Origin of the sequence: Spiroplasma endosymbiont of Seladonia tumulorum, assembly GCF_964020235.1 — a bacterium.
In the GTDB taxonomy this organism is placed as follows: Bacteria; Bacillota_I; Bacilli_A; order Mycoplasmatales; family Mycoplasmataceae; genus Spiroplasma.
This window is the reverse complement of sequence record NZ_OZ026545.1, coordinates 813,340-826,633: the sequence shown is the minus strand read 5'-3', so window position 1 is coordinate 826,633 and position 13,294 is coordinate 813,340. Positions and strand designations below refer to the sequence as shown.

General features: G+C 27.3%; 13 protein-coding genes. 6 read left to right on the top strand and 7 right to left on the bottom strand.

What is annotated here, in order from left to right; genetic code table 4:
• Positions 1–10: 10 nt before the first annotated feature.
• The 7 genes from AACL22_RS05315 to AACL22_RS05285 all read right to left on the bottom strand — a co-directional run bounded on the left by AACL22_RS05315 (position 11) and on the right by AACL22_RS05285 (position 4,463).
• Complete coding sequence (locus AACL22_RS05315; protein WP_338989349.1) at positions 11–940, bottom strand: hypothetical protein; 930 nt, start codon at positions 938–940, stop codon at positions 11–13.
• On the bottom strand, positions 924–1,067 hold the full coding sequence (locus AACL22_RS05310) for a hypothetical protein (protein WP_338989351.1): 144 nt from the start codon (positions 1,065–1,067) through the stop codon (positions 924–926). Before AACL22_RS05310 ends, AACL22_RS05315 begins: the two co-directional genes overlap by 17 nt.
• A 42-nt stretch (positions 1,068–1,109) precedes the next feature.
• On the bottom strand, positions 1,110–1,547 hold the full coding sequence (locus AACL22_RS05305) for a hypothetical protein (protein WP_338990161.1): 438 nt from the start codon (positions 1,545–1,547) through the stop codon (positions 1,110–1,112).
• Between the two features lie 95 nt (positions 1,548–1,642).
• A complete protein-coding gene (locus tag AACL22_RS05300) occupies positions 1,643–2,869 on the bottom strand; it encodes a hypothetical protein (RefSeq protein ID WP_338990186.1) in 1,227 nt (408 codons plus the stop codon).
• 489 nt (positions 2,870–3,358) lie between these two features.
• A complete protein-coding gene (locus AACL22_RS05295) occupies positions 3,359–3,517 on the bottom strand; it encodes a hypothetical protein (RefSeq protein WP_338990165.1) in 159 nt (52 codons plus the stop codon).
• A 213-nt stretch (positions 3,518–3,730) separates the two neighbouring features.
• Entirely contained in the window at positions 3,731–4,207 is a 477-nt protein-coding gene (locus AACL22_RS05290; protein ID WP_338989782.1) for a hypothetical protein, read from the bottom strand.
• Positions 4,191–4,463, bottom strand: coding sequence for a hypothetical protein (locus AACL22_RS05285; protein WP_338990185.1), 273 nt, complete (start codon positions 4,461–4,463; stop codon positions 4,191–4,193). Before AACL22_RS05285 ends, AACL22_RS05290 begins: the two co-directional genes overlap by 17 nt.
• An 815-nt stretch (positions 4,464–5,278) precedes the next feature.
• On the opposite strand from AACL22_RS05285, the gene AACL22_RS05280 reads away from it, so the two are divergent.
• From AACL22_RS05280 to AACL22_RS05255, 6 genes are all read left to right on the top strand, one after another.
• Positions 5,279–6,253, top strand: a complete 975-nt coding sequence (locus tag AACL22_RS05280; RefSeq protein ID WP_338990184.1) for a hypothetical protein — start codon at positions 5,279–5,281, stop codon at positions 6,251–6,253.
• A 154-nt stretch (positions 6,254–6,407) separates the two neighbouring features.
• Positions 6,408–6,788, top strand: a complete 381-nt coding sequence (locus AACL22_RS05275) for a hypothetical protein (RefSeq protein ID WP_338990183.1) — start codon at positions 6,408–6,410, stop codon at positions 6,786–6,788.
• Between the two features lie 264 nt (positions 6,789–7,052).
• A complete protein-coding gene (locus AACL22_RS05270) occupies positions 7,053–8,456 on the top strand; it encodes a BMP family ABC transporter substrate-binding protein (protein ID WP_338990181.1) in 1,404 nt (467 codons plus the stop codon).
• 16 nt (positions 8,457–8,472) lie between these two features.
• Positions 8,473–10,038 (top strand): ABC transporter ATP-binding protein, encoded by a 1,566-nt coding sequence (locus AACL22_RS05265; RefSeq protein WP_338990179.1) that lies wholly within the window; start codon positions 8,473–8,475, stop codon positions 10,036–10,038.
• Positions 10,022–12,181 carry an ABC transporter permease subunit gene (locus tag AACL22_RS05260; protein ID WP_338990178.1) on the top strand — a complete coding sequence of 720 codons (2,160 nt, stop codon included), beginning with the start codon at positions 10,022–10,024 and terminating at the stop codon, positions 12,179–12,181. Before AACL22_RS05265 ends, AACL22_RS05260 begins: the two co-directional genes overlap by 17 nt.
• On the top strand, positions 12,181–13,095 hold the full coding sequence (locus AACL22_RS05255) for an ABC transporter permease (protein WP_338990176.1): 915 nt from the start codon (positions 12,181–12,183) through the stop codon (positions 13,093–13,095). The genes AACL22_RS05260 and AACL22_RS05255 overlap by 1 nt, the downstream gene beginning before the upstream one ends.
• Positions 13,096–13,294 lie beyond the last annotated feature (199 nt).

Genomic DNA, 13,294 nt, shown 5'->3' with positions numbered 1-13,294 from the left:
AATCATCTCCTTATCATTTACTTTTTTTAAAATATATTTTCTTTAATATAAATTTTTTACTATTTAGTAATGTTTTTGTTTTAATTGTTTTGTTTAAATCTTGTTTTGTTCTGAGTTGTTTATATGCTTGAAATACTAGTCCATTACCTAACAAACTAGTAACCACACTATCTTCTAGCGTATTTAACAATTTATCTTTATTAAAGTTATTTTTAAATTGTTCTTGCATTTTTAATATCTTAGCAATTATCCGATATATTTTAAAACTATCTTTTACTACTTGCTGATAAACAAGTGGGGCAAAAGAAACTAAATTAAACAAACTTGTTTTTTTAAATCCCCAACCAATAAACCACTCACTGTTCATATAGAATTTAAACGGTTCAGGAGCCAAAACAAACTGTTCTGCTTTGATTAAAGTTGTCATAACGACAATAGGGACATATTTAGGATTTTTATAATATATTGTTAAAGCAACTTCTCCCGCAACTGATAATGGAACAATTTTTACTGCTAAAAAAACATCAGAACCATAAGCAAAGGGTAATAATTGGCCTTTTTTAATAGCTTTAGTTTCAAATTTAGAGAATATTTTTTTAGTTTTATCAGTAATTTTATTAATTACTTTTTGTTTAATTGTAATTATTTGTTTTTCAATTGGAGCTAATAATTTTTTAGTTACTTTTTGAATATAAAAATTTGGGTTTAAATGATTTAAAATTTTATTTAATTTAATTGGTGTTTGGTGAAAAATATTTAATAATTTATTATTATATATTTTACTGCTCCGCATTAAATTAGCATTTAATAGTAGATTTTTACCAACACCTTTTTTATGAAGATTAGTCATAATGTTATATCACTCATTAGTATTAATTTTGCTTATTTTATCAATATTTAATCCATATTCATATAACAATTTATTAGCATTTTTTTTCATTTACGCGCGGTATTTTTTGAACTAATGTAGGGCTTATTTTTTGAATATTTTTCTCAATTTTTAATAAATTATTAATTGTTTCTAAATTAGAAACTTTAAAACCTTTATAAAAATCATTTCGGGCCAATTTACCAAATGTATATAATAAAGTTTCATTATTAGCCTGCTTTTAAAAATCAAATATTAATTTATCAGATAAAATCTTTTTGCCTGTAACTTGTTTTACAACATCTTCTAAATTATTAGCAGTTATTACACCTAATTTTTCAAGTAATTTAGTTTCTTTTGCTAATTTTAAAATTCTAGTTGTTCGAGCAGCACGCGTTAATTTACCAACACCGCCAATTGCTGGAAACAAATTTAAGGCGGTACTTTTTGCTGTTACTTCTGATGTTAATTTATCATATATTTGATTTACGGCAAAATCGGTTGCTGTTTCTACTCCAAACGAAATAAATGCTGCGGCAAAATTAGATAATCCCGTACCAAGACCAACAGCCGAAGCAATACCACCAGTTAAAACTGATAAACCAAGAGCTAAAACTTGAATTCCTAAAAATTCTAATAACTGTAAACCAAAATTTTTTTCTTGTTGTTGGATTGACAATCTAGTTGGATTTTTTTAACAGCATAAATAAGAGCTGTTTTAGATGTTCTAATTGGCATATCTATCAAACGAAAAAGTACTATTTTTTAGTACTATTAAGAATTTTTAATTTTAACATCAATCGGAGATGTTTGACCAGTAGCGTTGTTTTTACCTTCAATTTGAACAGAAACAGTTTTATCATTTGTAATATTAATTGGTCAATCTTCACCTTTACTTTCAATAAAGTAATCAAAATCACTTTCAGTTAAAGAACTATTTACGGCTTTAACTGCTTTTAAAACAACATCTTTAAATTGTGGTTTTAACTGTTCTGCTGTTGTTTGTGTTGGATTTACAACATGAATAGTTGGTTTATCTAATTTATTAATTTTACTAATATCAATTTTTGTAACAATATGTTTAATAATTCCTTTAGGTTCAACTACTGCTCCACCTAAATATAAAACTCTTTCCATAATTAAAGTATTACCCATTCCAGTACCTAACGCAGCAGCACCAACCCTTAGCGGAGTATGGTCTTTTTTGCGTAAAATAAGAGGATCATATTTTTTACTAAATTTAAAGGCAATTGCATTAACTCCGTTTGGTAATAATTCAATTGTTCCTTCTGAACCATCTTTATTAATAATTGGTAATTTTTTATGAACCATATAATATGTTGTTCCTTCAACAGTTTTCATTGCTCCACTTGTTTCAATTACGCTATTTATTTGGTCATTTGCGCCAAGTTGTAACTGTAATTTATTACGAATTCCACGAATAAAATCTGCCGAATCCAAGACAACTGTTTCTGATGGGGTAAAGCCATTTTCATATATTTTATCCATAATTTCATCGTGGATTTGTAAAGCATTTGTATCATCTGATTTTTGTTTTTGAATAGTTGTAACAGTTCCTTTATTAATAATTTCTAAAATTTTATTGCGTTTATAAGCAACTTCAGTATCCATTGCTTGCTCAATATCAGCCGCCCAAAGATTGGGATTAAAATCACTTTCTACGGGGTCTAATTTACGAGCAAAAGTTAAAATTGTATCTAATTCAACTGTTCCATCTTCAAACTTTACTTCAGTATAGTTTAAAAGACTGTCATCAGTATTAAATACTTTTTTATCTTTTCCTATACCTTCATTATATTTAATATTTTTCTTTCTTTTATATGTTAAACCAAACTTATTTGCTTCTTTTCACGCAAATAATGCCTCTCAGCTAAATTTTTGTTGATAAGTTTGTAAATATCATTGGTCAAATGATTCACAATCTTTTTGTGTTGCTTGATTAACAATATCGCCGAATATTCTTTGTGGATTTTGTGCCATAATTTTATACCTTCTTTCTTATTTATTAAATACATTGTCTGTATCTAAAATATTGTTTTCTTTATTTTCTGATTTTGGTACGCCACCAGTATTAACTGTTTGTACCTTAATTAATTCATCATAAACACTCTGCAATTGTACTTTAATGATTTCAATATCATCAGTAATATCATAAGATTTTAATAAAACATTTTTAAAATCTTCATTATCAGTTAAAGAATTAATAAAATCAATTACTTCAATTTGTTTTAATTGAATTGTTTGTTCTTCAATTTGTGAAGTTAATTCAGTATTTTTTGTTTGTAGTTCGTTGATTTGTTGATTACTATTTTCTAAATTACTTGCATTAAATTCTTCAACTTCAACAGTATTTTCTAAAATAATTTCAGCAGTTTTAATATCTAAACTACCATCTTCATTTTTAATAGGTTCATTATTTTTATCAATAAGAACAAATTTTACATTTTTTTAATGCCATTGTTTTTCCTCCTATTTTTTAATACTTGTATTTGTTCTTTTTCTAATCGCTTTTTGTATAATTTCGAAACTATCGACTCGAAAAGATAAAAAATAGCGTTTAGTTTTTATATTTAACTGATTAAATACTGAGCCTTTAATTTTTATCTCATCATCTTTTTTTAATTTCAAAAAAGCAGATACAACTGACGGATTATAAATTGATAATGTTGAGTAATTTAATCCTTCTCACTGACATTTCGCAGAACAAGCATCAACTTCAACACCAGCAGCAACCAGTGCCTTAATTTTAGTTTTAATTGGGTTTTCATGTAATCTAACAGTTAATTCTAATTTATTAACTTTTTTATTTTAGATTTATTAGTTATTGATTTTTTAAGTAAATTACTTTTTGTTTGTGCCATTTTTATCAACTCCTTCTGTTATAAAATATTGTAAATGTTTTCAAGCATCGTGTTCGTGCTCTGTCATTTTAATATTTCCTTTATAAATATAATTTTTCTTAACAACTGGCGATTGTAAAACATAATTTAAATTAAATAGATATTTACATAAAACTTTTAAACCACCAATAAATTTAGGAGTAGCTAATGGATTTTTTATTTTTAAACCTTTATTAAGTTGATAATCTTCAATTATTACAATAACTTTATTTAAATAAGAACAAATTTTATTTTTAAACTCATTTAATATTAAATACATATTATTTATTGCTTCTTCTTCATTTTTAGAATTAAAAGTAATATTATTAATTATTTTCTTTTGCAAAACATTATAAATAATCATACCAGTTTGTCCAATTCCAGCAGGGTCAATTGCAATAATATATTTTAATTTATTTGTTTTATTTTTTTTTGTCAATTTGTAATATTTTTCATCCATCGGATGCTAAATCTAAAATATCGTTAATTTTGTAATGTTGCATATAAGAAGCAATTACATCTCAATTGTTTTTAAATAAAATTAAGTACATTTTGGCTCATTCTAAACATTGCAAATCATAATGCTTTTTATGATGTGAAATACGACAATTAACAGGCTGACAATTAACTCAATCAAATGACGTTGTTATTTCATTTCAAGTTTTATTAATATACAAACTTTTATATTCTGTCATTTATCTATACTCCTTAATTATTTTTATTTGTTGCTCAAATTTCATCATTAATATCATTTACCGTTACTAGATAAGCTCGTATCATTAATTCTTGTAATTTATTTTTAATTTTTTTATTTCATTTTTTCATCAAATATTTTCCTTTCTGTAAAAAAACATAATATTCCTTTATTGGTTAATATTTTGATATTTAGTAAATAATTTATTTTAGTATTTAATTACTTCGCCCCCGCTTCACTTTGAAGGTGAGCGGGGGCGGGATAAGATATTTTGATAGAGTTTACCCCCATACGGAAATAAACAAAGAAACAGTTTACCCAGTTATTAATTACGCTTCATCCATCCCTAGACAACTTTATATAAAGAAAATAACCTTTTGGAGTTCCAACCCTCTTGTTTTTTTAGTGTCCGATATTGTTTTTTCGGTTTAACAGCACTCTTTTTATGAAAACAAGCAAAAAACACGCGCTCTGACATTTCGCAAGTGATTAATCTTGCCGAGAATTAAAGAAATAAATAGGAGTAGTAAATCCAATCGCTTTCACACTTTCTTTAAGGCTTCGTGCCATAGATGAGTTATTCATCTTTAAGCATCAAAATATTAAATTTTAAGTGCCGCATTATTCATCGGATAATACCTTTATTGAAAGGATTTATAAAAATATTGTTTATTTTGTGTAGGGAAAACAGAATTTAATCTGTTTTTTTATGATAAAAGTTCTAAATTTAAAGATACTATCCGATGAATAATGCAAATAAATTTATGTTTTTTAATATAAAAATAAAAAAAAAAACAATCTCACAAGAGTTGTTTTTTGCCGGTTCATCGTACAGGACGCCTTAATGATCAAATTTTAGCAACAGATAATAATGTAATTGATAATGTCTTGAATGACAACATTAATGAATCATCAGAAAATATTAGTTTAGAAATTAATACTTTTAATAATGTTGTAGATAATGGTAAAACAAAAAAAGAGATAGAAATTATGAATAACAATATTAAACTAGCAAACCAAGAATCACAACGGACAGGAATTATATTTATTCCATCTGATCATAATATTGATAAATTAAAAAAAGAATTATTACCTGATATTAAAACATCAGATGATGAAGAAACAAAAACAGATAATGTACCAGATAATTATGATTACCCTTTTGCTGAACTAGCCGGGTTAGATGATTTACAAGTTGGGCATCTTGATGAAATTGATTCAGTTGCAAATGAAGATAATTATGATGATGAAATACAATCTTCTGAAAACAATGAGCTTTCAGACCTATCAGTTGAACAACAAACAGTAGAACAAATAGAAAATAATATGGCAACGCTAGTTGAAGATGAAATCTTAAGAACTAATGAAGTAAAACCCGAGCATGAGGTAAAAAATGATGCAATTAATTTAGAATTAACTCCTGAACCACTAGATACAACAGAACCAAACAATGTGAGAGCAGATATGTTTAATATCTCAATGAATGAAAAACAAAATACTATTTTAACAAAAACAGAAGATAGTGTACCTGCAGAAATATTTACAACAGATGTTAAAGGAACAAATCAATTAGAAGTTAACGCAGATGAATTAAATAAGAATAAAATAGAAGATCATCAAAGTCATTTATTACATGATGTTGTTACAAATGAAACAAATAAATCGTTGCAACCAGAAATTCGACCAATTTTAAAAGACGAAGTATCGTATAGTTTAGATGAATTAGATGATAAAATTATGAATGGTGATTTTTCAAATTTAGATGATAAAGTAATTGAATACTTTAATTAGGAAAAGCCAGAACCAATTAAGGAAACACCATTTGTAGAAGAACCACCATTACAACAAGTTATTTCAAATGATTTTGAATATCGTTTTGAAAAAAATGAAGAATTAATTAAGGATTCAATTAACTTACATACAACACACAAAAACATTAGGAGAAGTGCAAAATCACTTAAAAAATTTAACTTTAAAAGTTGAATCGTTAGAAGCAAAATCAGCAGATTTTGCAAAAAAAATTAACGATGTTGAAACTAAAAAATATATTAAACATCACGGTGTTGTACCAATTGATCAGTTTTATCCTCAAATTAGTGATATTAACTTAGTATCAACACGTTATAATTTATATAATAAAAAAGGTTATTCTAACACATATGGTGTTGCTAACTCAAGTGAAAGTTCATATGGTTTGGGCAATTATTATCGAACTAAAAATAGTAATTCATCTCAAGAAGAAATAAGGGCAAATAATAATCAATTTGCTGATTATAATCATCTTAATTTACATAATATTTCTAAATATACTAAACAAGATATTTAATTTGAAACAGATTGTCCATTTTGTAAAAAGAATAACAAATAAAAATTATTATTTTATTGGTTAATATTATAAATAAATTTATTAAAAAAGTAGTTTTTTTCTTTTCATTTGTTTAAAAATATGTTAAAAATAAATTGGCAATGAAATATTACATTGTTAGGGCATTAAACATAGTAATTTAATTATGAAAGGAAATATTCAATTGCCGAATAATAATTAATTAAAAAATATAATTTATTAGTAAAAAAAGGGAGGAAATAAACAATGAGAAAATTGCTCAGTGTTTTTGTAGCAGCAACTTTGTTAAATGGTTCGAGTCTTTTTCTTGTTGCATGTGCTAAAAAATATTATTTTGATAGTAATATTTGAGTTATTACCGATGCTTTTATTGTGACCGATGCATCGTTTAATGAATCAGCATGAGATGGAGCAAGTAAATATGTCATTTCACAAAAGGATAAAGAAATTTTACCATCAGAGTGAAAAAAAAGTCACCATCGAGCTAGTTATTATGAACCAGCAAGTCAAACACCATCTGACTTTAAAACAGCTTATTTAACAGCATATATTGCTGACGCAAAAACATTAATTTTGCCAGGTTTTGTGCATGGTAATACCGTTGGATGAGGTGCAGAAATAGTTGATAATTTAATTTATATTGATGGAAGTAGTCAAAATATTCATTTAGGAATGGACCCCAAAAAACCATTAGCAACAAATGTTGTTGGAATAAGTTATGAAGCTGAATCATCGGGATTTTTTGCAGGAATTGCAACAGCATTATGATTAAATGCTAATCAAAGCAAATATCCTTCAGGTTTAAAAATATCTACATATGGTGGAATGGATAATCCTGGCGCTGTTTCAAATTATATGTGAGGATTTTTAGTGGCTGCTGATATTTTTAATGCAATCATTAGTAACAGCAATTTGCCAAACTTATTTAACATTAGAACAGATCTTTTAGCACAAGTTAAAAAAATGAATCCAGCAGTAACTGCTTTACAAAAAATTGAAAAAGTACAAAATGTTATAAAAAATAATGAATCATGATTTTCACAATCATTTGAAATTGGACATGGGAAAGATATTTCAGATGAATTACTTTCTCGTGGAGCAAGTATTATTTTCCCTGTTGCAGGTCAGCAAACCCAAGATACTATTGGCCGAATTAAATATAATAAATCACCAGCTAAAGTTATTGGTGTTGATACCGAACAATCTAAAATTTATGGAGAAGACATAATCGTAACAAGTGCCTTAAAAGAAATTGCAACTTCAACTCAAGAAGCTCTCAAGAATATTTATTCAGATAAATGTGGTTATTCATCTAATAGTAATACTTGAGACAATAATCATGTGACACCGGAATGTTGAATTAATACTGATCAATCATCAATTCAGCATCCAACTTGGACAGGGATTGAAACAACAAAGTCAATTAATGAAGATACTGTTAATTTTATTCATAATAAAACTGATGATTTAACAAAGGATACAGCATTTGATAAAATTATTAAAGTATTACAAGATGTTTATTCCCGAGGAATTGATGATGTCCCTCCTGTAGCAGCAAAGGTATTTACAACAACATTAGCAAATACTTATCAAAATAGTGATACATTGAAAACTTATATTTTAAATGCAATTGAAACCGCTTTGCAATAGAAGGAAAGGACATAATATGAAAAACAATAATGAATATGCAATAGAAATGAATAATATTACCAAGGTCTTTGGTGATTTAATTGCAAATGATGATATTACCTTAAAAGTAAAAAAAGGTGAAATTCATGCTTTAATTGGCGAAAATGGAGCAGGAAAATCAACATTAATGAGTATTTTATTTGGTTTGTATGAACCAACAAAGGGAGAAATCCTTATTAATGAAAAACCAGAATATATTAATAATCCTATTAAAGCGAATCAATTAGGAATTGGTATGGTTCATCAACATTTTAAATTAGTTGATATTTTTACTGTACTTGATAACATTACATTAGGATATGAACAGTTAAAAGGGAAAGTATTTTTAGATCGTTCAAAAGAAGCACGTGATATTGCTCAAATTGCAATTAAATATAATTTGCAAGTTGATTTTAGTTCAAAAATTGCAAATATTTCAGTTGGAATGCAACAACGAGTTGAAATTTTAAAAATTTTATATCGTTGAGCAGATATTTTAGTTTTTGATGAACCAACAGCTGTTTTAACACCACAAGAAACTGAAGGCTTATTAAATATTATATTAGATTTAAAAAAAGATGGGAAAACAATTATTTTTATTTCCCATAAATTAGATGAAGTGAAAAAAATTGCTGATCGGGCAACAGTTATTCGACGTGGAAAAGTTGTCGAAACTTTTAATGTGCAAGATAAAAATGAGAAAGAAATTGCTGAAGCAATGGTTGGCCGTAATTTAGTTGAAATTAAAAATTCAGGGCAAGCACCACGAGAAGAAGTTTTATTAAGAATTGAAAATTTATCAGTAAAGAAAAGAGGCCTAACGCGTTTGATGGCTTTAGATGATTTTAATTTAACCGTTCATGCAGGAGAAATTGTTGCAATTGCTGGAGTAGAAGGAAATGGGCAGACTGAATTAGTAAATGTTCTAACCGGATTAGAAAAAGGAGCCTCTGGAGAAATAATTTTTAATGATATTAATGTGACCAAAAAAAGTATTTATGAACGCTATCAAAATGGAATGTCTCATATTCCTGAAGATCGTCATAAATATGGTTTAATCTTAGAATTCAATGCAATTGATAATGTTGTTTTACAAAATATTAATCAAAAACCATTTTCAAATTATGGTTTATTAGATAAGGGAGCAATTCAATTATATGCTCAACAAATTGTTAATAAATATGATGTACGAGGTGCAAATTCTGGTTTTGCTGTTACACGCAGCTTATCAGGAGGTAATCAGCAAAAATTAGTTATTGGGCGAGAACTATCACGACAACATAATATTTTAGTTGTTGTTCAACCAACAAGGGGTTTAGATGTTGGAGCAATTGAATATATTCATAATAAAATTTTAAAAGAAAAAGCACAAGGGAAAGCAGTCTTATTAGTTTCATATGAATTAGAAGAAATTATGAGTTTAGCTGACCGTATTGTTGTTTTACATAATGGACGCATTATTGGTGAAGTTACTGGCAATAAAATTAAACGTGAAGAAATTGGTTTAATGATGGCAGGAAGATATTATAAGAAAGGAATAAAAATTAATGCAAACACAAATTAAAAATTATGGATGATTATTAAAACAGAAAACAAGAATTTTCTTTCGTTCAAATGAATTTAAAACTAAAATGAACTATTTAAAGGCATCTATTTGTGCAATTATTGCAGGAGTTCTGCTTAGTTTTATTATTATCGGTGCAAATGCATCAGATCCATTATTATTTTTTAGTTATGTTTTTCGACTAGCTTTTCACCCATTATTAAAAGATTCGACATTAACTTATTGAGCAATTTATATTGTTGCGGGATTAGCTGTTGCGGTTGGTTTTAAAGCTGGATTATTTAATATTGGTGTTCCTGGACAAATGTTATTAGCAGGTAGTATGACAATTGTTTTAGGTTTAAAGAATCCCACAATTAGTCAAGGAGCTGGCGTAATTGGAGCTTTATTTATTTCAATTCTTGTTGGTGCAATGTTAGCAGCAATTGCTGGAGCATTAAAAGCTTATTTTAATATTCATGAAGTTGTTTCAACAATTATGTTAAATTGAATTGTTTGGTATGTTATGAAATGAATGTTTATGAATTCAGCGCATGGGATGTGAAATTCAAATCAAAATTCAACAATTGATATTGTTACAACAGCCCCAAATTTTAATTTAATATTGAATGGGCAATTATGAATTATTCCATTTATTATTGCAATGTTACTATTAGGAATAATTATTTTTATTATGAATTATACTGTTTTAGGTTTTCGAATTAAAGCGGTTGGAAAATCAAAAAATGCTTCTTTATACGCTGGAACAAATGTTAAAGCATATACTATTGTTTCAATGGCATTATCAGGTGCTTTAGCAGGCGTGTTAGGAATGTTATATTATATGACACAATCAACAGTATTACAATTTACAACTGATGCATTACCAGTTGTCGGTTTTGATGCAATTGCTGTTGCATTAGTTGCTTTTACAAATGGGTTTGCTATTTTACCAATTGCTTTATTATGAGGAATTATTAAAACAGCTGCTTTGCAAGCAACGCAATTACCTGATTCTCAAATGTCAAAACAAATGGGACAATTGATTTTCGGAATCATTATTTATATGTCTGCAATTTCTACATTATTTATTTACTTTAAACCGATCTTTTGATTGCGTCGTTGATGAAATATTCAACACAATGTAGAATGAAAGCAAGAATATAATAAATATCAAAAACAAATTAAGGACTATCAAAAACAAATTAAAAATACGAATAAAATATATCGAATTAAAATGCAAGAATTAAAAAAAGAAGGAACTAAAGAAGAAATTAAAGCATATCGGAATGAAATTAATGATCAATTAACGTTATATGCTGGGAAAATTACCACTTTAAAAACAGAAATTCGTTTTTTTGAAAATTTAAAATATAAGGAAGCAACAAAAATTAGGCAACGTGGTCTTAAAACAAAATATAAATTAGCAACATTTATTGCCCTTGGTTCCGCATTAGACCATTTTGTACAAGTGAAAAATGAATATTTATTAAAAAAACAAGAAATTAGTTTTTTAAAAAATAATTATTATCAAGCCGTATGAAAAGTAAAAGGGCAAGCAAAACAAGAATTATCACAGTTTTATAATTTGCCGAAAAAAGAATTATATGCTAAATTATCACATTTACAGTCGCAATATGGTGATTTAGTTTTAAAGCAAGAGGAAGCTATTAAAAAATTACGTGAAAGTTATTATCCTATTTTTAATCAAATTCAACAAAAATATGGAAATGATTTTAAAAGATTGCAAAAAGAAGAAGCACTGATTACTAAAAAATTAAATCAAGAAATTAAAGCATTAAAACGCCAACAACGTCGTGAAATGTATCAATTTAAAATAGCAAATTATCAAAGTAAGAAAAAAATTAAACGGGAATTAAGAATAATTAATCGTCAAGTAAAAGCAGATGTTAAGATTCAACAGGAAGTGGCTGTGTTAAAACAAAATTTAAAACTGCAATTAAAAGAGATGAAACAACAATTTAATCTTGAATATCAAGCTATGCGCAAAAAACATAAAAGAGAGATGCCACAGTGGAAAAAGGAATTAAATCAAAAATTAAAACATATTCGAAAAGTTGTTTCAGAAGATAATAAAATTTTAAAAGCAGAATATCATCGTCAAAATGTCGCTTATCAAATGCAAAAAGGAGGAAAAAAATAATGGAAGCAGTTTCACAATTATTTGCTAATGGTTCAATTCTTTTTGCAGTATTGTTAATTGCGGCAATGGCTGGTTTGTATTCAGAACGCGCAGGAGTTGTTAATATTGCTATTGATGGAATGATGATTATTGGTGCGTTAGTTTATGCGTTACTTGGTAAAGTATTATCACAATATGGTAATGGAATGCAAATTATTGCTTTATTAATTGCCACAATTTGTGGTGGGACTTTTGCCTTATTACATGGTTTTGCTTCAATTACTTTAAAAGCACAACAAGTAATTTCTGGAACAGCGCTAAATTTATTAGCAACTGGAATCGGATTATTTTTTGTAAGCATTCCATCCTTAGCGGCTGGAAATATGATTCAAACAGGTTTTAGTACAATTGGGGTTGATTCATATCAAATTATTAATATTTTCTTAATTATTGCAATTGTTTTAGCAGGTTTTACCTTTATTTTCTTTAGATTTACAAAAACAGGACTACACTATGTTGGATGTGGTGAAAATCCTAATGCAGTTGATGCAGCTGGAATTAATGTAATTAAAACAAGATATAAGGCAGTTATTATTTCTGGATGCTTAGCAGGCCTAGCAGGGGCAATGTTCACTCATTATGTTTCTGGGCAATTTCGTGGTGACGTCCAAGGACATGGATATATTGCCTTGGCAATTATGATTTTTGGGCAATGACGAATTCAATATATTACATTGGGAGCAGTCTTATTCAGCTTTTTAATTGCTTTAGCAGGAACATTATGACGTTTTGCGGGTTGAAATATTGCTGATCCATCAAATCAGTTATTAAAAATTTTACCATTTGTCTTTGCATTAATAACAATGGTTATTTTCTCAAAAAATTCAAAAGTACCAAAAGCATCAGGAATTTCATTTGATAAGTCATTACAATAAAAACAACCGATATCGGTTGTTTTTATTTACATTTTCTTTTTTTCTATAATTAATGTATTCTGAGGATATATTCTGTAAAAAATAAGGGAAAAAACTATTCATTATTTTTAGTGTTGTCGGATTATTTACCACTGGGATAACTAGTAAAATTACAAGTTGTCGAATAATAAAATATCGTGATACTAATTATACTAATTCA